The 19,847-nt window shown below is 57.6% G+C and carries 16 protein-coding genes; 11 read left to right on the top strand and 5 right to left on the bottom strand.

The window, feature by feature from the left end; all coding sequences use genetic code 11:
- The first annotated feature begins 23 nt into the window (after window positions 1-23).
- The 3 genes from PCH01S_RS25730 (at window position 24) to PCH01S_RS25720 (ending at window position 2,732) form a co-directional block, all read left to right on the top strand.
- Window positions 24-569 (top strand): hypothetical protein, encoded by a 546-nt coding sequence (locus PCH01S_RS25730; protein WP_042234595.1) that lies wholly within the window; start codon window positions 24-26, stop codon window positions 567-569.
- 272 nt (window positions 570-841) lie between these two features.
- The gene (locus PCH01S_RS25725; RefSeq protein WP_042234701.1) at window positions 842-1,327 is read left to right on the top strand and encodes an RNA polymerase sigma factor; all 486 of its coding nucleotides are present in this window, start codon (window positions 842-844) and stop codon (window positions 1,325-1,327) included.
- The gene (locus PCH01S_RS25720) at window positions 1,314-2,732 is read left to right on the top strand and encodes an SH3 domain-containing protein (RefSeq protein ID WP_042234593.1); all 1,419 of its coding nucleotides are present in this window, start codon (window positions 1,314-1,316) and stop codon (window positions 2,730-2,732) included. The genes PCH01S_RS25725 and PCH01S_RS25720 overlap by 14 nt, the downstream gene beginning before the upstream one ends.
- A 104-nt stretch (window positions 2,733-2,836) precedes the next feature.
- Here the strand turns inward: PCH01S_RS25720 and PCH01S_RS25715 are convergent, their stop codons facing one another.
- A complete protein-coding gene (locus tag PCH01S_RS25715) occupies window positions 2,837-3,478 on the bottom strand; it encodes a cell wall hydrolase (protein WP_042234591.1) in 642 nt (213 codons plus the stop codon).
- A 472-nt stretch (window positions 3,479-3,950) separates the two neighbouring features.
- Here PCH01S_RS25715 and PCH01S_RS25710 point away from each other — a divergent pair, with 472 nt between their 5' ends.
- Window positions 3,951-6,287: an ATP-dependent helicase gene (locus PCH01S_RS25710; RefSeq protein WP_042234589.1), complete on the top strand. Its 2,337-nt coding sequence runs from the start codon at window positions 3,951-3,953 to the stop codon at window positions 6,285-6,287.
- Between the two features lie 285 nt (window positions 6,288-6,572).
- Here the strand turns inward: PCH01S_RS25710 and PCH01S_RS25705 are convergent, their stop codons facing one another.
- Window positions 6,573-7,073: a cupin domain-containing protein gene (locus tag PCH01S_RS25705; protein WP_042234587.1), complete on the bottom strand. Its 501-nt coding sequence runs from the start codon at window positions 7,071-7,073 to the stop codon at window positions 6,573-6,575.
- 217 nt (window positions 7,074-7,290) lie between these two features.
- On the bottom strand, window positions 7,291-8,010 hold the full coding sequence (locus PCH01S_RS25700; RefSeq protein ID WP_042234585.1) for a 3-ketoacyl-ACP reductase: 720 nt from the start codon (window positions 8,008-8,010) through the stop codon (window positions 7,291-7,293).
- A gap of 226 nt (window positions 8,011-8,236) precedes the next feature.
- Here PCH01S_RS25700 and PCH01S_RS25695 point away from each other — a divergent pair, with 226 nt between their 5' ends.
- Both PCH01S_RS25695 and PCH01S_RS30005 read left to right on the top strand, forming a co-directional pair.
- Complete coding sequence (locus PCH01S_RS25695; protein ID WP_042234583.1) at window positions 8,237-9,082, top strand: glycosyltransferase family 2 protein; 846 nt, start codon at window positions 8,237-8,239, stop codon at window positions 9,080-9,082.
- A 78-nt stretch (window positions 9,083-9,160) separates the two neighbouring features.
- Window positions 9,161-12,859, top strand: a complete 3,699-nt coding sequence (locus PCH01S_RS30005; RefSeq protein WP_084706681.1) for an NTTRR-F1 domain — start codon at window positions 9,161-9,163, stop codon at window positions 12,857-12,859.
- Between the two features lie 153 nt (window positions 12,860-13,012).
- Here PCH01S_RS30005 and PCH01S_RS25680 read toward each other — a convergent pair whose 3' ends face one another.
- Window positions 13,013-14,407 carry a hypothetical protein gene (locus PCH01S_RS25680; protein WP_042234580.1) on the bottom strand — a complete coding sequence of 465 codons (1,395 nt, stop codon included), beginning with the start codon at window positions 14,405-14,407 and terminating at the stop codon, window positions 13,013-13,015.
- A gap of 187 nt (window positions 14,408-14,594) precedes the next feature.
- On the opposite strand from PCH01S_RS25680, the gene gcvH reads away from it, so the two are divergent.
- The gene (gcvH, locus tag PCH01S_RS25675) at window positions 14,595-14,987 is read left to right on the top strand and encodes a glycine cleavage system protein GcvH (RefSeq protein ID WP_009673270.1); all 393 of its coding nucleotides are present in this window, start codon (window positions 14,595-14,597) and stop codon (window positions 14,985-14,987) included.
- A 216-nt stretch (window positions 14,988-15,203) separates the two neighbouring features.
- On the opposite strand, the gene PCH01S_RS25670 is transcribed toward gcvH, so the two are convergent.
- Complete coding sequence (locus PCH01S_RS25670) at window positions 15,204-16,367, bottom strand: glycosyltransferase family 4 protein (RefSeq protein WP_042234577.1); 1,164 nt, start codon at window positions 16,365-16,367, stop codon at window positions 15,204-15,206.
- Between the two features lie 311 nt (window positions 16,368-16,678).
- On the opposite strand from PCH01S_RS25670, the gene PCH01S_RS25665 reads away from it, so the two are divergent.
- The 4 genes from PCH01S_RS25665 to PCH01S_RS25650 all read left to right on the top strand — a co-directional run bounded on the left by PCH01S_RS25665 (window position 16,679) and on the right by PCH01S_RS25650 (window position 19,629).
- A complete protein-coding gene (locus tag PCH01S_RS25665) occupies window positions 16,679-17,422 on the top strand; it encodes a YheC/YheD family protein (protein ID WP_042234575.1) in 744 nt (247 codons plus the stop codon).
- A 25-nt stretch (window positions 17,423-17,447) separates the two neighbouring features.
- Window positions 17,448-17,840, top strand: coding sequence for an aspartate 1-decarboxylase (panD, locus tag PCH01S_RS25660; RefSeq protein ID WP_042234573.1), 393 nt, complete (start codon window positions 17,448-17,450; stop codon window positions 17,838-17,840).
- 345 nt (window positions 17,841-18,185) lie between these two features.
- The gene (gene solA, locus PCH01S_RS25655; RefSeq protein ID WP_042234571.1) at window positions 18,186-19,316 is read left to right on the top strand and encodes an N-methyl-L-tryptophan oxidase; all 1,131 of its coding nucleotides are present in this window, start codon (window positions 18,186-18,188) and stop codon (window positions 19,314-19,316) included.
- A 127-nt stretch (window positions 19,317-19,443) separates the two neighbouring features.
- The gene (locus PCH01S_RS25650) at window positions 19,444-19,629 is read left to right on the top strand and encodes a KGG domain-containing protein (protein ID WP_009673287.1); all 186 of its coding nucleotides are present in this window, start codon (window positions 19,444-19,446) and stop codon (window positions 19,627-19,629) included.
- Window positions 19,630-19,847 lie beyond the last annotated feature (218 nt).

Genomic DNA, 19,847 nt, shown 5'->3' with positions numbered 1-19,847 from the left:
AAGACGCAAGGAGGGGCCGCTATATGCAGGAAGGGATCGAACGGGACTTTAACCCGCCAATTTCCAAGAGCAATTCGAACAAAATGCGGGCTTTTATACGGCGGAGCGTTTTTGTGCTGCCGCTTGTCGCGGCGCTGTCCGCATGTAGTGTGACCCACAGCGTGGAAACGGATACCATCCGGGTTGCCGCCAAGTCCATGAAGAAGAACCTCAAAGGGTACAAAGGGCTCTACTGTACGTTTACCCGGCCTGATGTAACCTGCAGAGTGGACTGGAAAGGGGAGCCGGACCCGGAAACGCATGCTGCCGTACTGGCCGCCGTGAAGGCGTTCGTCACGCCCGAGCATATGCGGGAAATTGCCCGCAGTGTGAAATGGAATTTGGAAATTTCCGAGTTCCATTTACTCCTCAATACGGATGACAATAAGGCGGACGCGGAGCATGCCTATTCCGCCCGTTATTACAAAACGTCGGATGCAAGCGACGATTCCGAAGCCAATATAGATGCCTACAAGACCTGGACGGAAGACGGGGCGCAACCCGTTCCTCTTGAAAACGGATCTGACTGAAACGGCTGCCTCCCGGCGGCTTTTTTTGCGGTTCAGCGGATAGGGGTCAAGCATGGGACGGTCAAGTGTATATGGATGACGACCGTTACGCGATGTCACATCAGGCTCTTTAAAGCGGCGCGGGCCCGAACGAATAGAACTTTTTCAAAAAAACTTTCCGGAGCGGGAACGGTTCCGCGGTTTCTGTTGTCTAATGGGTGGGGGTGAAGGCGTTGGGGGTTCAGCAGAGAAACGAAGAGGGAAAACCGGCAAAAGAACATTTTCGGGCGATGATGCTGGATTACGGACAGGACGTGTGGAACTACGCCTTCTTTCTGACCGGACGCAGGGAAATGGCGGATGATATTTCGCAGGATGTTTTTTTGAGCGTTTTCCGCCATCTGAATACGTTCGAAGGGAAAGCTTCCGTCAAAACGTGGCTGTTCGCGATCACCCGGAATACGGCGCGCAATCATATGCGGACGGCTTTCATGCGCAGGGTGATTCTGGTCGGCCGGGCACGGCCAAACAGCAGCCATCCGTCGGCGGAGAGTGAAGTGATGGAGGCGGCTTTCACGGACGAGATCTGGGAAATCGTGATGAAGCTTCCCGCAAAATTCAGGGAAGTGCTCGTACTGGATGCCAAATACGACATGACGATGGGAGAAATCGCCCTGGTGCTCGGCGTGTCGGAGGGAACCGTGAAATCACGGCTGTCGCGCGCACGCAGAAAAATGTCGGAAGCCTGGAAGGAGGAGTCTGCTTATGAACGGGCCTAAGCCGGAATGGTACGACAAGCTGAAATCGGGACCTTTTACAAGAAAAACCTTCACGATGGACGATATATACCGCATCGAGCAAAAGACGGCGGAATCCGCGCCGGGCGGCCGTGTGCGTAAGCTGACCATTCCCAAAAGAAGAAGGACGCTGCCCGTATTGGCGGCTGTGTTCTTGTGCGTGGCGGCAGCCGCGTTCCTGTTCCGGGGGGAACTGGAGCCCGCCGTAACCAAGGCATGGTCCGGGTTCGTGAAGCCGACGGAGCCGCCGCAGGCGACTGTGCCTCCTTTGCAGCAGGAGACGGGGACGTTCTATCTCAAAGGAGACGCGGCAGTCGTGTCCGAGCCAAAAGCTTTTGGCGATGAGGAAACGGAGACGACGGTAAATTCCGAGAACGCCGTTACGGTTCTGGAGAAGCGGAACGGGTTCGTAAAAATCGGTGAGAAGCGCTGGATTCCGGAATGGTACCTGAACAAAGACGCGGAGAAGCGGCTTAAGGAAGTGCGGCTGAGCCAGTTTTTGAGGGAAAGGCCCGTCGTGACGATGACGGCTCCCTATTACGGCGTTATTATGCAGGATGTCAACTTTTCGCTGTATCCCGGAGAACCGAAGCCTTCCGGCGGCGTTTTGAAGTACGGCAGAGTGGTTGAAGTCATAAGAGACTACAGGGATTGGGTTTGCGTAAATGTGTTCTCCTATGACGGCCGCAAATATGTGGGGGATAAGTGGGTGCCCAAAGAGAACGTGGGAGTCTACGATTCTTCCGTTGCACAAGAAGGATTGCTCAAAGAAAGGGTCGAGGCTTTGTCCCCTTCCGGTACGCCGGCCTACCTGCACCCGGGCGCAAGAATTGTGATCGAAGGGGAAGCGGACGGGTTTTACAGGATCCGTTCTCAAAGCACTTATACGGCAAAAATCAATAAATCGGATTTTCTCCCGAATCCGTTTCTGGGGCTGGAACGTAAGGAAGACACAGACCCTCAGTGGTATTTCACCCAGGAGGAAATGTTGAACCGCTACGAAGACTTCACCAAAACCCGAACGGACGACCGGCTCAAAGGGCTGGAGCCGATTGATATTTTCCGCTATTACGTGATGGCTTCGGAAAAAGGGGACTGGGAAACGGTCTATGCCCTTCTGATTAAGGGCAGCGATTACGCGACGCCCGGCCGGGAAGAATACCTGAGCGATATCGGCAGGGAACCGGATGCGGATAAACAGGCGAAACAGAAATGGGACGTCTTGCGGAAGGACTACACGCTGTACCAGGAAATCAGCGGGGATTCCGCGTACATTGTCATGACGAAGCGGGGGTCCGGTTCACCTTCACCGGAGGACAAACAAGCGTTCAGTCTGACCCGCAACAAAGCAGGCATTTGGAAAGTAAGCTGGCTGCCCATGCAGTAAAGCCGAATAAAAAGGAAAGAGCCAACTTTGCGTGGTCGGGGCAAAGTTGGCTTTTTAGCGTGCGGGGACCTGTGTAGGTGATGCCCTGTATGATGAAAGCTCGATCAGTCCGTGAAGACGTGGTTTCCGATCACGGCCGTTTTCGGACGCGATTTGCTCCAGGACGAAGTGGCAACGTCCGGATTGTAGTAAAACAGCGCGCCCCCGGTCGGATCGGAGCCGTTCAGAGCGGCGCGTGCCGCTTTGTAAGCCGTTTCGTTAGGCTTCAGCCAGTACTGGCCGTCCCGGACGGCGGAAAATTGCCCCGGCTGGTGAATGACGCCCGGAATGGAATCCGGGAACTGGTTGGATTGCACGCGGTTGATGACGACGGCGCCGATCGCAACCTGTCCCTGGTAGGACTCGCCGCGGGCCTCGGAATAAATGATGCGCGCCATCTGCTCCAGGGCGTTCTGCTTCGGCACGGCCGCTTTCTCCAGCTTGCCGAGGGTCTTCGAGTCGGCTTCGCCGTCGATGGGAAGACCGTAAGCGCGCTGGAATTTTTTCACGGACTCCGCGGTTTTCATTCCGTAGTAGCCGGTGACGCCCGCGTCAAAGTAACCGAGCGCGTCAAGCCGCTCCTGCAGGTCCAGAACGTGCTCGCTCTGGGTTCCCTTGGCCAAGGACATGGCCGAGGCCGAAGGGGCCGTGCTGACAAGGCCGATGGCGCATGCGGCGGCAGATAAAAGTATAGGCATTTTTTTCATGGTTGAAGGAAAACCTCCTCTTGTTTTTATGACCACGTTTTGTGTACGTGCGATAGGGACTTTAGGGCCTACGATGGTCATCAAAAGCGTCCGCCCACGCTTATCGGCGGCTGCAGGGGAGTGACAGGGGCCGGCTTGATTCCGGCCCGTCTTTTATACTGTTCGGGGAGTTTGGCCGAATTGTTTCCGTAGGAACGAAAAAAATGGATAGGCGATCCAATTTTGAAAAGAAAGAGACCCGCAGCAACGGGCCGCGGGTCTTAAGATTTATTTATTAAAAGGGGGTCGAGTTTTAGTATAGGGCTTTTATATTAAAGGAAGATGAAAACTGGATTGCAGTTATGTTACAAATTGTTATCGGAGTGTATTCTCATCGCCCGGGGAGTGGTATAGTTCTAGGGTGAGCTTTGCGGCAATGCTTGCACAGAGCAGCTTAGAGGACAAAAAAGACAGAATTTGAAGGTGAACGGTTTTGAGTCAGGCCCCTTTTTACACCGTGCCTCCGGGTACGGGACACACGAACATTCCGCAAGCCGTCATGGCTTCCGCACATACAAGCAGAGAACTGGTCCCGGACGGAGAACGGGACGCTTTTTACTTCCGCCGCCTGGAGGCGCAGGGCATCGCCCTGAACGAGCCTCAGATCCGGGCGGTGAGACACTTCGAAGGACCGCTGCTCACGCTGGCGGGCGCCGGTTCGGGCAAGACGTCCGTGCTCGTCTGCCAGACGGGTTATCTGCTCGCGGTGCGTGGGATCCGGGCGGCGAGCATTTTGCTTGTCACGTTTTCCAGCAAAGCCGCCGCCGAAATGAGAGAACGCATCGCCGCACTGCCGGGAATAACGGCCCAGGAAGCTTCCCGGCTTCAAGCGCGGACGTTTCACTCTTTTTTTCTGCGGGTCATAAGGAGCCAAGGCGTCCAAGAAGAGATTTTTAACGAGACGCGCAGGCAGCACATCCTGCTCAAGCAGATTATGCGGGAGCTGGGCATTCCCGATACGTATCAGCCCGAGACGCTTCTGACGCTGCTTTCCTCTTATAAAATGAACCGTACGGAGCTGCAGGGTCTCCCGCAGCAGACGAAGGAAGAGAAGGAAATCCGCAGCATCCTGATCCGCTATGAAGAGTGGAAGCGGGCCAACGCCAAAATCGACTTCGACGACGTGCTTCTCCGGGCGTACCGGATGCTGAAGGAGAACGAGAGCCTGCTGCGCTCGCTGCAAAACCGTTTCCAGTATGTCATGGTGGACGAGTTCCAGGACACGAACGGCATCCAGTACGAGCTGATCCGCATGATTGCGTCGCCGCAGAATCATTTGATGGTGGTGGGGGATGACGATCAGACGATTTATTCGTTTAACGGGGCGCGGAGTGAATTTATTCTTCATTTCGAAAAGGAGTTCCCGTCCGCCAAGGTGATCACGCTGGCGATTAATTACCGCTCGGGGGCATCCATCGTCGGGCTCGGGAACGAAATCATCCGGCACAACAAGATGCGGCGGGTGAAGACGCTGAAAGCCGCGAACGCAGGCAGTGCCCGGCCCCAGTACATCCGCCCGCTAACGACTGACGAGGAGGCGGAAATCGTCCTCACCCGTATCCGGCAGGATGTGGAGCGGGGGAAACGGAGTTACGGGGATTACGCCGTGCTTTATCGCTCCGCAAGTAACAATCGGGCTCTGCTGGAGCAGCTCGTTCTGCGCGAAATCCCCTATATCGATTACGGGGACGGGCAGCTGCTGTACGAGCATTGGCTGATTAAGCCCGTTCTCGATCATATGCGTCTGTCTCTGAACCGCCGCGACTTCGAGGCGATGGAGGGAGTACTGCCATCCCTGTACATCAACCGCGAGCACGGGATGGCGTATATCCGCCAGCAGGAGGCGCGGCAGCCGAAGAAAGGGCCGCTGGTTCATCTGCTGTCCATGCCGGACAAGAAGGACTTCCAGATAGAGAAGATCCAGACTAGGCTGGAACTGATCCGGGAGCTGAAGAAGCTGAAGCCCATAGACGCGATCCGCAAAATGCGCGTGCATTTCTACGACGCCTATGTCGAGACGGATGGGCGGAAGCAACCGACCCAGCACAAGGAAATGCTCAAGGAGATGCTGGACGAACTGGAAACGTCGGCGGAACGGTTTCGCACCACGGCCGAGTTCGTCTTATTCGTGGACGATGTGCTGTCCCGGAGCAGGCAGAGCGGCCGCCATCTCTCCGAGGAACAGGGCAACCGGGTCGCGTTGATGACCATTCACCGTTCCAAAGGATTGGAGTTTCCGGTGGTCGTCCTGATCGGTGCCTGCGAGGGCAGCCTGCCCCACAGCTCCGTACTTGACCCGAAAGCGGTGGACGGCGCCGCCGATCTCGAAGAGGAACGGCGCCTCGCCTACGTGGCCGTGACCCGGGCCCGCGAGGAGCTCATCGTAAGCTCGCCTTCCCTGTACAGGGGAAGAAAGGCGGGCGTCTCGCGGTTCGTGTTGTCCGCTTTTACGGGGCGGAGCGGCGATACGCCGGCTTCCGGCCGGCGCGCGCAGCCGTCCTCCGGCAAGCGGACCGTCACGGCGGTGAGCCGCACCGCGGCGGCGTCCGGCCGGGCACCGGAGCGAAGCGCACCGGCCGCGCCGGTACGCACGGAGACGGTGCCCGCGTGGCTCTGCACCGGGCCGGGCTGCAACGCCTGGGTGCGGATCGCCGCCGGCGAACCCGCAGCGGGCAAGGCCTCCGGTGCGCCGGTCAAGGCCTGCCCGCTGTGCGGGGCGCCGATGACGGCGGGCCGCCGGGAAACGGCCGTGCGCACGGCCGGCCGTTGAGGGCGCCGGAGTGGGGCCCGCTGCCGGGCCGAGCTGCCGGCGAAGGCTTGCCCGCTGACCGGCGGGCCGTCCCGGGGCGGCCCGGACCCGATGCGGAGGCCGAAGCCTGCCCGCTCTGCGGCCACCGCCTAAGCCGCTCGTACTCCGGCGGGAATAGCTGCCGGAGCAACGTCAGCGCGTCGCTAACGGCGTCTACGGCACTCCCGCAATCCGACCGGAATCGCTCATGCGCATAGAATCTCATAAAAAGAACGGACCGGCATCTCCATACCCGGTCCGTTCTTTTTATTTCCACAAGCGGAGGACCGGCCCCTCCTCACCGAAAACCGGATCGGTGTCTGGCACGGGAACGCTGCGGATTTTTTCCCGGATGGCGGGGGTTGCGCTCTCTTTGTGAAGGTCGGGCTCCATGCCGTCCGGATAGGCCCCTACGATCTTGAAGTCGGGGCTGCCCGACAACTTTTTGTGCCCGGTTCCGGCAGGCAGCACGACCACATCGCCGGTCCTCAGCTCTACCGACTCTCCATGCTCGCCGCCGAGCCGGACTACCGCGCTTCCGCTAATGACGCCCAGTACCTCGTGCGCGTTGCTGTGGTAATGATGGTAATCGAACACGCCGTTGGTCCAGCTGTTCAGCCAGTTATGCCGGTTAAACAGCCTCTCCGTCTGCTCTGCGTTCTCCGAGAAAACCCCGCTGTACAGAAGCACGGGCAAATGGGGATGGTTCGGAATGTCGCCGTCTTCTTTGAAAAAGAATGTTTTCACGTCCACGTCCGCTGCGCTCATGTAAAGCTCCCTCCCTAAATCGACTGTCAAAATAAACTCTTGAAATTTTGGGGACTAAGTTATTGACCCTATATGTAGTTAACCTTCCCGCTATTTTTTTAATACGAGAAAATCAACCAAAAGACCTCCTCCGTTTTGGAACGGAAGAGGTCTTGTTGCGGTTTCCGTTTTTTGGGGCTGCCCGGCCGAACTTCCGGAAAAGCCTTAAAACCGGCCGTTACTGCGGATTGGTTGTCCAGATTCCGGCGGTCTTGATGAATACACGCGGAGGAAGCTTCAGCGTGGTAGTAATCAGCTCCGCTACGTCTTCCGGCTGCATCATCCGGTCTTCGTCGCCGATTTTAAGGCCCGCATTGCTCGCCAAATCGGTATTGACGGTGCTTGGCGTAAGCGCCGTTACACGGATGTTGGATTTGCGGACTTCCTGCATAAGCGCTTCGGTCAGACCGAGAACTCCGAATTTGGAGGCGCAGTAAGCCGATCCGGTTGCAAAACCGCGTTCTCCGGCCGTAGAGGCCACATTAATGATATTTCCGCTGTTTTGCTGGATCATACCCGGCAGGACTGCACGCGTCACATAGTAGGTTCCCATGAGGTTGACCTGAATAATGCGCTCCCACTGCTCGGGGTCCATATCCGCCACCGTGCCGAATTGGGCGATTCCCGCATTGTTGATCAAAATATCGACATGGCCGAGCTCTCCGGTCAGGGAGGAGATGGCCTGCTGCACTTCAGATGGTTTCGAAATATCGGCGGAAGCATAGAAAACGTTGACTCCGTATGTACCGGAAAGCTCTTTCTGAAGGGCTTCCAGATCCGCTGTGCTTCTGGCCAGAAGCCCGAGGTTAACGCCTTCTTTGGCAAGAGCGGCCGCGGCCGCTTTGCCGATTCCTTTGCCGGCCCCGGTAATGATAGCCGTTTTGTTCTTAAGCTCCATGAATGTCTCTCCTTTATTCCCTTGAGGGATCTTTGCTCTCTTAGCTAAGTTACCATAATGGTTACAGTTTATCAAAACCGGCCGAAACTATTTCCGGGTTAAAAAGAGGGTTAAAGAGGGCTTCTTTTCGGAAGTTTTTTTGTACGAAAGTTTGTTTTTCTCAAGACCCAAACTGTCTCTTATCCGCGCACATATTCTAGCAGGGATCCGAAAAAGGAGTGAGAGAATGGGAGCTTTGACTTCGATTATTATATTGACCCGGAACGGGCTCAAGCATACCCGGGCTTGTGTGGAAAGCGTACAAAAGTACACGTCTTTGCCGTACGAATTTATTTTTGTGGATAACGGATCGACCGACGGGACTTTGGCTTATTTATCAACGGTCCGGAATGCGACCGTGCTTGCCAACTCTGTGAATAAAGGCTTTGCCGGGGGCTGCAACCAGGGAATCCGGGCGGCTAAGGGAGACTATCTGCTGCTCCTGAACAACGACGTCGTCGTTACGGAAAATTGGCTGGAAGGGCTGCGCGGCTGGCTCGGTTGGGACCGGACCATCGGCATCGTCGGACCTGTTTCCTGCAATGTGGCGCCTATTCAGCGGATTCAGCCGGACCCTTATCAGACCATGGACGAGATGCAGCGGTTTGCGCGCAAGTGGAGAGAGCAAAACATCGGAATCGGCTTTTATCCGCATCGGCTGATCGGTTTTTGCATGCTTTTTCATAAAAAACTGATTGAAACCATCGGAGGCTTCGATGAGCGTTTTTACCCCGGCGGGTATGAAGATGACGATTTTTGCCTTCGTGCCCGGCTTAGCGGAAAAATTTTGTGGGCTGCCTGCGACGTTTACGTCCATCATCACGGTCACGCGACTTTTACGGCCAATGGACTCGCCTGGAACGAACAAGGCCTCTACAATGCGGAAATATTCCGAAATAAATGGAATTTGGAAGTTTCTGCGGTCGAACTGGAAAAAACGGGCTACAATCCGAGCCTCATCGTCGAGAAGGTTAAAACCTTTTGCCCCGAAAAGCATTTCGTGCATCTAGGAGAAGAAGAGGGCTTGACGTGAGCCCGAATTTTTTTGCACAGGGTAACTCTACAAACCGAATACGTCCGCAGTTAATAGATTAATAGTGGAGGTGAGGTAATGACCGTTTTATTTAACAATTTGATTCAAAACGGTGGCTTCGAGCTGGGAAGCACGGATGCCTGGGGAGTCTATAATGCCGTTGCGGTGAGTACAAATCCCAAGGTTGGCGCATATGCTTGCCTGCTGACGGGTGGAAATGTAGGAGCGGGGATCGTTCAGGCGGTTTTTGCTTTGCCGGGAGAAAGCTACTCGATTTCGGCCTCTTTCGCGAAAACCGGAACCGGAACGAGTCCGCAAGTTAACGTAGCGCTGGCTTACTATGATTCCTCGTATTTGTTCATTTCGTACGGAATAGCCAGCACGATCCAGCAGGGAACCCTTCCCGATGTGGCAACCGGATCCTGGAAAATGCTATATGAGGTAACCGGTGAGGTCCCTGCGAATGCGGCCTATGCCTCTTTTCTGGTGACTCTTTCGCCTTTGCAAAATTCATCGAACGTATTGATGGACGAAGTCTTTGTCGTGAATGCAAGTGCAAGCGCATCGGGCGTTACGGGTGCGACAGGGGCAACGGGCCCCGCAGGTCCGACCGGCCCGTCCGGCCCGGCTGGAAGTACGGGAGCCACGGGAGCTGATGGGGCAACAGGTGCAAATGGAGCCGATGGAGCAACGGGTGCTACTGGGGCTGATGGAGCTACAGGCGCTACTGGAGCCGATGGAGCGACAGGAGCAACAGGTGCCACCGGAGCGGCCGGAGTGACTGGTGCGACCGGAGCCACGGGGGCCGATGGAGCAACAGGCGCTACTGGGGCTGATGGAGCGACAGGTGCCACAGGGGCTGATGGAGCAACAGGAGCCACGGGAGCCGATGGAGCGACAGGTGCCACGGGAGCTGATGGGGCAACAGGTGCAACTGGAGCTGATGGAGCGACAGGTGCCACGGGAGCCGATGGAGCAACGGGTGCTACTGGGGCTGATGGAGCGACAGGAGCCACGGGAGCCGATGGAGCGACAGGAGCCACGGGAGCCGACGGAGCAACAGGTGCGACCGGGCCGACAGGAGCGACAGGAGCCACGGGAGCTGAAGGAGCGACAGGAGCCACGGGAGCTGACGGAGCGACAGGAGCAACGGGAGCCGATGGAGCGACAGGAGCGACCGGAGCCGATGGAGCGACAGGTGCAACGGGAGCCGATGGAGCAACAGGTGCGACCGGGCCGACAGGAGCGACAGGAGCAACGGGAGCTGACGGAGCGACAGGAGCAACTGGAGCTGACGGAGCGACAGGAGCAACTGGAGCTGACGGAGCGACAGGAGCAACCGGGTCGACAGGAGCGACAGGTGCAACTGGAGCCGATGGAGCGACAGGAGCAACGGGAGCTGATGGAGCGACAGGTGCAACGGGAGCCGATGGAGCGACAGGTGCAACCGGTTCTGACGGAGTGACAGGAGCAACTGGGGCAGATGGAGCAACAGGTGCGACTGGAGCTGATGGAGCGACAGGCGCGACCGGTGCTGATGGAGCGACAGGCGCGACCGGTGCTGATGGAGGGACAGGTGCCACGGGAGCTGACGGAACGATAGGTGCGACCGGGCCGACTGGAGCGACAGGTGCGACCGGAGCTGATGGAGTGACAGGAGCAACCGGAGCTGACGGAGCGACAGGTGCTACTGGGGCTGACGGAGCGACGGGTGCTACTGGAGCCGATGGAGCGACAGGCGCTACTGGGGCTGATGGAGCGACCGGAGCCAAGGGAGCCGATGGAGCGACGGGTGCAGCTGGGGCTGATGGAGCGACGGGTGCAGCTGGGGCTGATGGAGCGACGGGTGCAGCTGGGGCTGATGGAGCGACAGGAGCCACGGGAGCCGACGGAGTCACAGGGGCAACCGGGGCCGACGGGGCGACAGGTGTAACCGGAGCTGACGGAGCGACTGGTGTGACGGGAGTTGATGGAGCGACAGGAGCAACAGGTGCAACCGGGCCGACAGGAGCGACAGGTGCGACCGGAGCTGATGGAGCGACAGGAGCGACCGGAGCCGACGGAGTCACAGGTGCCACGGGAGCCGATGGAGCAAGAGGTGCGACCGGAGCTGATGGAGCGACAGGAGCCACGGGATCCGATGGAGCGACAGGTGCCACGGGGGCTGATGGAGCGACAGGTGCTACGGGGGCTGATGGAGCGACAGGTGCTACTGGGGCTGATGGAGCGACAGGAGCCACGGGAGCCGATGGAGCGACAGGTGCCACGGGGGCTGATGGAGCGACAGGTGTAACCGGAGCTGACGGAGCGACAGGAGCGACGGGGGCAGATGGAGCGACAGGTGAGACCGGAGCTGACGGAGTGACTGGTGCGACCGGGGCCGATGGAGCAACAGGTGCGACCGGGCCGACTGGAGCGACAGGAGTAACTGGAGCTGACGGAGCGACAGGAGTAACTGGAGCTGACGGAGCGACAGGTGCGACCGGAGCTGACGGAGTGATAGGAGCGACGGGGGCAGATGGAGCGACAGGAGCGACGGGGGTTGACGGAGCGACAGGTGCAACTGGAGCTGACGGAGCGACAGGTGCGACCGGTGCTGACGGAGCGACGGGTGCAACGGGAGTTGATGGAGCGACAGGTGCAACGGGAGCCGATGGAGCGACAGGAGCAACGGGAGCCGATGGAGTGACAGGAGCAACGGGAGCCGATGGGGCCACAGGAGCAACTGGGACCGACGGAGCGACAGGAGCAACGGGGGCTGATGGAGCGACAGGTGCCACGGGTGCTGATGGAACGACAGGTGCCACGGGAGCTGATGGAACGACAGGTGCCACGGGTGCTGATGGAACGACAGGTGCCACGGGTGCTGATGGAGCGACAGGTGCGACCGGGCCGACTGGAGCGACAGGAGCAACTGGGAACGACGGAGCGACAGGAGCAACGGGAGCCGACGGAGTCACAGGAGCAACGGGAGCCGACGGAGTCACAGGTGCCACGGGAGCCGATGGAGTGACAGGAGCCACGGGAGCTGATGGAGCGACTGGAGCAACTGGAGCCGATGGAGCGACAGGAGCAACGGGAGCCGACGGAGCAACGGGTGCGACCGGAGCTGATGGAGCGACAGGAGCGACCGGAGCTGACGGAGTGACAGGAGCCACGGGAGCCGACGGAGCAACGGGTGCGACCGGTGCTGACGGAGTGACAGGAGCAACCGGGCCGACTGGAGTGACAGGAGCCACGGGAGCCGACGGAGTGACAGGTGCGACCGGAGCTGACGGAGCGACAGGTGTCACGGGAGCCGATGGAGCAACAGGACCTACCGGACCGACAGGAGCCACAGGCGCCGACGGTACTGCGGGAACCGGTCTCACCTCGTTTGCCAGCCGGGGAAATACGGGAGGGACATCGGTCGCCGCAGGGGGACTGGTTCCGTTCAATACGGCCGGCGTCCAATACGGGACGGCTATTACGTTCAGTCCAACTGAGCCGACGACGACTTTTCTGATCAACGAACTGGGCTATTACCGGGTAAGTTTTCTCATCTATACGGAAACGCTCAGCCTGCTGTCTTCGGTAGCCGCAAGTTTCAGCGGGACGGCAGTGCCGCAGCCGAGTGACTCGGTATTTTCACTGGCATTGGCGGGAGGCGTATTGACAGGCGATCTGCTCTTCCAAGCGGAAACGACGGGAAGCCTTACGGTTTCCGTGTCCGGGTTGACGTTAACGCTCAGCGGCACGGGAACGAACGCCCAGATCACGATAGAAAAACTGGATTAACCCGCGTTCGTGATTTTTTCCGGGCTCTCTGTCTTGCGGCAGAGAGTTTTTTTTCGCACAAAAAAAACCCTCGGAAAGAGAATCGGCTCGCCGCCTTTTCTCTTTCCGAGGGTTTTGTTTTCACAGATAGACTGAGTGTGTACGGATGTCTTTTTACTTATATTCTCCGATCAAATAGTTGTAAAAAGGCTCGTCGACCCAGAACCGGTAAGACTCAACTTTGGTAGCCGGGCTGATTTTGCGGATGCCCTCGGCAATGGCTTCAGGTTTGTCGGCCAGGGAAAAGGTTTGGGCATAGTAGTGGCCTTTAGTGATTTTATTGTTGGCAATGACTTTGTAATCCGGCAGCTCGGTTCGGGAATAATAAAGCGGCTGCCACCAAGAATGAGCAATAAGGCCGCTTTGGTCTTCGCTGTTCTTCTTGGCGTATTTCAGGACGATTTCCTGGAACCGGTCTTTTTGCTGGGCTGTGGCGAACTCGAATGAAAGGTCATACTCCTTGGCATAGGCTATGTAGTTCCCGTTGTCGATCTTCACAACTTTGTAATCGTCGGTTTGAACCGGCTCTCCCCATTCTTTCAAGTAAATAAAAGCGGAGGTTTTCGGCTCCAACTGGACGCGGGCATCAATATTTTCACTGCGCAGGAGACCGATCAGCTGAAGGGCGTGGTCGATTTCGCTGTGTCCGTATGTAAGGGAACGCGCGCTGTCAAAGCGGGGCGTGTACCGGTCGTCTTTTACGTTGTAGCCGGTAATCAGATCGGCTTGCAGTGCTTGGTCCACGATGTTTTGCAGATCGGGCTGCTGGATCAGGTTCTGCACATTCCATGCGTCGCGTACCTGGCGGAGAATGTCCGGATCGGAGACACGGCCCAGCTCATGCTTGTACAGGCCCTGCAATTCCAGCACGCGTCCGAGCAAAATTTCCGCGTAAGAGGCGGAAGCAGGCTCATTACGCTGAAAAGCTTCGTGCAGCCCGGCAGGCAGAAGCTCCGTATCCGCGGCTGCGGCGAGTTCCTGGGCGGCCTGCGGCGTCAACTGCGAGATTTCATCGTCCGTATGAAGCTTGGCGAGCGAACGTGCCGCTTTCTCGGCGGGATAGGTATAGGCGAGCTCTTTTAAACCGGCTGCTTTCACGGCGATGTACACGGCCGTACTCTGGGTGAGGGGCTGATCGCCATCGAGCCTGTCTTGGGTGAGGATTCCTTTTTCGTACAACGCCAGAGCGGATTTGTAATAGGGACTGCTTTCCTTAATGTCCTGAAAAGGATTCGGTTTGCCTGACGGCTCCAGGTTAAGAACAGCGGCCAGAGCTTTAACAAAGTCGCCCTTTGTCGGTACGGACGGCAGCGTATAGCCGAACTGGTCTTTCAAGAACTGCCGGTATTCCTCCGACAAAAGAGTGGTTTGCTCTGCCGTCAGCGGGGCTGCTGCCCTAGCACCTGCTCCCTGCCCGTGGGCTTGGCCGGACCACAATGTCAGAAGCAGAGCGCCAGCGGCAAGGGCGGAGCCGAACCGGGTGGCGTTAAGTCGTGTAGCTGCGTACATGGAATGAACCCCTTCCTTGAAATTATTTATTCCAATCAGAAAAGTAGGAATTTATCAGGATGGTATCACCCTTTAAATAAGCTGTCAATACAAGGAAAGAACTTTGCCCGCTCCCGGCTTGACTTCGCCGTTTTCATTCGGGTAAGCTAAATTTATTAACGGCAGTCAAAAGTGAGGCGGTAATAACGTGAGCGAAGTAAAATCCGGATTGTTATACTCCAAAGAACACGAATGGGTCGAAGTGCTATCCGATACGAAAATCCGTGTAGGCATGACCCCTTTTGCACAAGAGCAACTCGGCGACATCGTATTCGTCGAACTACCGAAAACGGGCGCTTCCGTCAAGGCCGACGATATGCTGGGCAGTGTGGAATCGGTCAAAACGGTCTCCGACCTGATTAGTCCCGTTATCGGAACGGTCGCCCGAATCAACGACACTCTGGAAGAATCCCCGGAGCTGGTGAATACGGACCCGTACGGCGCAGGCTGGGTCGCCGAAATCGACATTTCCGGCAAAGAAGCCTTGGACGGGCTTATGACCGCCGATCAGTATCAGGCTTATATCGTTTCGGAGCAGTAATCGTTTGCCGCTCCGAGCTGGGCACCCTGCCGGAAACTTCCGGCAGGGTGCTTTTTTTTCGAGACGAGTAAATTCATCTCTCAAAAAAGACGTTCCCGGGTCGCTTCCGATCCGGGAACGTCTTTTTGCTGTTGCGCCAGGCGATTTTTGCCTGGGCTCACCTGATGCCTTAAAGGCTCCTACACGCACCCTCCGTTTACACGCGCCGTACTAGCCTCAACGCCGCCGTTTGGAGGCGATCGTCTTCTCGATGGCATTTTTCATCGCGTGTCCGGCACGCGCCCATGTCCACCGGCTCATATCCCTGCGCCCCCGGAGTCCCTTCTGCCTGCACAGCGCGGGATGCTCGTAAGCGTGTCTCATCTGTTTTTTAAGAGAGTCGAGATCCGGCTCCGCCCAAAGCTGCCCCTTCTGCGCAAACAAGTGGCGGAAGGAGCGGGAGATCGCTTTCTTCATACCGGCTGCGGGCGGTTTCAGCTTATACGGGACGAGAAAGGAATTGGCCCTTGTCACAAAGTCCATGTGACCGCCCCAGCCTGTCGCGATGACCGGAGTTCCGCTGGCCAGCGATTCTAGGAACGGCAGGCCGACGCCTTCTCCGCGCGTAGGAAGCACGAACGCATCGCCTGCGGTATAGACTCCCCGCACCGTACGGGGGCTGGCAGAGCCGGTCAGGAGATGAAGGGGGGCCGTCTTGTGCCGGATTCCCAGCTCTTTTTTGTAGGCCGCGATGCGGCCGCGGATCCATGCGCCCGATTCTTTCGAGCTGAATCCGCTCGTTTTGATCAGCAGCGCCGCGCGGTCCCGGGCGGAAAATTCCTCCCAGAAAGCCCTGAGCAGGGTTTCGGGATTTTTGCGGTGCTGGAAGGTGAAGACGGAGACGAACAGGAAGGCGCCCTTTTTTGTCACGGCCAGCTTCTTGTTCCGGGGATTAAACGCGCGGGAATCCACTCCATGCGGAACGATGTATACGGGGACGCGGACCCCGCTTCTTCTCATGGCGATTCTGTTCTGCACGGACGGCACGCAAACGGCGTCGAACCGGTTGATGTTCGGGAGCCAGTTCCGGGGGATTTTCGTCGTCTCCCAGACCGCATTCAAGATGAGATAGTCGTACTTTTTTCTCGCTTGCGCGATATTCAGAGTATGCGGCAGGCGATGGTAAACCAGCACCTTCGGCTTCTTCCGGACCAGAGGCCTGCGGGCCAAGGCAAGCATGAGCCTTTTGGATGGGGTGGAGAGGGACGAACGCCTGCGCGCGGGGGTTACTTTGACATGAACGCCCAACCGGTGCAGCGCAAGCACATATTCACGGCCGGCAGTTCCGATTCCGTTGTCGCCCAGCACGGGCCCGTTCCATATGACTTGATAATGACTCACCGTTATCCATCCTTTTTCACAGATTGGCAAAAAATTTCTTCATACATTCTCTCTTTCTATAGAGGAGTTCCGCTTCGCTGTCACACCTGAAAAACATTACTTTAGTTTACGGAAGCCGTTCAGGCTTTGAAACGGATAAGAAACTATTTTGCCCTATCGCTTGAAGGCTCTTTCCCGATCTTTGAAAAATAGGGCCGGTTGCACAGCGGCCGCTAGAACAGACGCCTTTTCCATCCGGTACCCGCTCTCATATATATAAAGGAGCGGTCTATGAAAGAAAGTCTATCCAGATCGGAAAGGTGGCCGAAAGCATGGCGGTTCCCGCGAGGTCTAACAAGTGGTCCAAATACAAGTTTATGAGAAATGCCGCCGGGCTTGTTCCTCATCTGCCGGCAACGAGTCCGATGTCGGAACGTTCCTTCCGGGAAATGTCGGAGCGGTACGGCCGGGTCGTTGTCAAACCCGTTGGCGGGATGCAGGGGCAGGGCATTTTCCATGTGTCGTGCCTGCCCGACGGCCGGTACGAAGTGCAGCATGAAAACCGCAAGATCAAGCTGGCGGGCAGGAGGGAAACTTACGCTTTTCTGAGGAAGCAAATCGGCTCTCAAGGCTATATCGTCCAGCAGAGCATCGACCGGGCGACGGTCGGGGAGAGGGCTTTCGATCTGCGTATTATCGTTCAGCGGAAAAAAAATTCGCGCCGCTGGGTTGTTACCGGGCGAGTGGCGAAAGTCGTGGGCAGCGGCTATTTCGTTTCGAACACATCCAGAAAGGGCCAGCTCCTGCTTCTGGACGAAGCGCTCGGCCGCTCTTCGCTTCACAGGCTGTCCCGGAAAGCGCTGCAGGAACGGATCGATGGGGTCGCACTTGCATGCGCGAAGACGCTGACGGAACATTTTCCGAGGCAGGTCATCTACGGCATTGATATCGGGCTGGACAAGCGCGGAAATGCATGGATTTTCGAAGGGAATTTATATCCGGCCCTGTCTCATTTCGTGAAGCTCAAAGACAAAACGATGTACCGCCGTATCAAGGCTTACGGCGAAGGCCAGTAAAGAACGAGGAAAGGGGACGCGCGGCATGTTCAGAACGATGATGAAATCCAAGCTCCACCGGGCCACCGTTACGGAGGCCAATCTGAACTATGTAGGAAGCATCACGATCGACGAAGATCTGATGGAGCTTGCGGACCTCCTGCCCAATGAAAAGGTTCAGATCGTGAACCTTAACAACGGATCTCGGATGGAGACGTATACGATAACGGGTCCCAGGGGATCGGGATGCGTCTGTCTGAACGGAGCGGCGGCAAGGCTTGTGCAGCCGGGCGATGTCGTCATCATTATTTCCTACGCGTTGATGAGTGAGGAAACGGCGGCGAACCACGTGCCCAAAGTGGTTATTTTGGAAGAAGGCAACAAAGTTGCGCACGATCGTTACGAGGAAAAGCACTCCACCGTGCCGGAACCTTCCTGACAGGTCCTCACGGCGGCGCAGTTGAAAAAGATCCCGAGGACCCTTCCGGAGCAGCTTGGCCGGAAGGGTCTTCGGGTTAGCCGTTAGAGGCCTGCGGAGCGCTGGAGGCGCCGGGCGATTTTCATGAAATCTTCCATTGAAATTCCAGGCGGCGAATATAAAATGCCGGGTATTCCGGTTGTCGACGACATCCCGCATGGGGGTAAGTATAGGGAGCGTTACGGTTAGGCATGTGTGGAACAGCTTGGGCGTGGCTAATATGCTCCGTACTTGGCTGCGCATTGACACCATCTCAAGCAGGATGCTAACGTCAAGGTAATGAAGAGCAAGGAAGGAGATACCGCCATGCGCACCCGTTACGACGTGATCATTATCGGAGCCGGTTCGATGGGCCTGAGCGCGGGTTATCAGCTCGCATCAAGCGGCGTGCGGACGCTGCTCCTCGATGCGGGCAATCCCCCGCACGAGGAGGGCAGTCATCACGGGGAAACGAGGCTCATCCGCCATGCCTACGGCGGAGCCTCCGCGTACGTGCCCCTTGCGCTGCGCGCCCAGAAGCTGTGGGAAGAGCTGGAGCGCCTATCCGGCGAGACGCTGCTGCGGACTACGGGCGTGCTGAACGTGAGCCGCGAAGAGACGGCCAACCACCGGAGCAAGATCGCCAACGCGCGGCGGTACGGCGTTCCGCTGGAGGAGCTCGATGCCGCCGACATCCACCGGCGGTGGCCGGGCTTCTCTCTGCCGGAGGGCTGGAGCGGCCTCTACGAGCCGGACGGCGGGGTGCTGCTCAGCGAAGCCTGCCTGCGCGTCTACCGGAGACTGGCGCTGGAAGCGGGCGCGGAGCTGCTGACGGATACGCCTGTCCGGTCCGTGCGGCTCGACGGAGGCGAAGCGGCCGTGACGACACCGGCCGGAACCTTCGCGTCCGGCCGTCTGATCGTCACGGCCGGAGCCGCGGCCGCGGGCATCCTGCCGGGCCGGCCGCTTCCCGTGACGGCGATCCGCAAAACAGTGGCTTGGTTCCGTGCCGGCAGCGGGCTTTACCGGTCCCCCGGCTTTCCGGGCTTTACCGTCCATACGGGGCTGGGGGAATATTACGGCTTCCCCGACTTCGACGGTTCGGGAGTCAAGGTAGGCCGGCACGACGAGGGGATTCCCGTGAGTCCCGGAGAGCCGAAGCATCCGTTCGGACGAACGGCCGCGGACGAGGAGGAGCTTCGCGCCTTTATGGAAGCGTACCTCCCGGGCGCCTCGGGTGTGCTGCTGAAAGGCAAGGTCTGCCTGTACGAACGTACGCCGGACGAGGATTTTATCATCGGACGGCTGCCCGGGCATCCGCATGTGAGCGTGGCGGCGGGCTTTTCCGGACACGGGTTCAAATTCGCGAGTGTCGTGGGCGAAATTTTGCGGGATCTGACCGTTAATGGAAGGTCCTCTCTGGATCTGACTCCTTTTTCACCGGAGCGGTTCAATTGATTTTAACCGGCGAATGACCGGTTTTCCGTTTCGGAATCTCTCATCCGGGTAAGTAATAGACGTAGGCGGCAGTTAAACAAGACTTCCTAAAAAGCCTGCAAATTTACCGTTTGAGGAGTGGATCATCATGGCTGACAAAATGTCTCGAGAAGAAGCAGGACGCAAAGGCGGAGAAGAAACCGCACGCACGCACGACAAAGATTTCTACCAGGAAATCGGACGTAAAGGCGGCGAATCCCGCGGAAACGACAGCGGCAGAAGCGACGGCAAGATGAGCCGCGAGGAAGCGGGAAGAAAAGGCGGACGCAGTTAAGACGATGAACGTGATCTCGACATATAACTCGACATATAAAAGGACTTGCAGCCCCCGGTTGTAAGTCCTTTTACTATGCGGATTAAGCCGGCCCCGCGCCGGATTGTTCACGGAATCGTTACAAATAGGGCCCAGATGAGCTATCCCTCTTTTGCAGGCATCCCGGTATAATAGGTTTAATTGATGGGAAAAGATGAAAGCAGCCGTAAAGGCGGCAT

Source organism: Paenibacillus chitinolyticus NBRC 15660, from assembly GCF_000739915.1.
Lineage (GTDB): Bacteria > Bacillota > Bacilli > Paenibacillales > NBRC-103111 > Paenibacillus_F > Paenibacillus_F chitinolyticus.
This window is presented reverse-complemented; position numbering and strand designations above follow the sequence as displayed.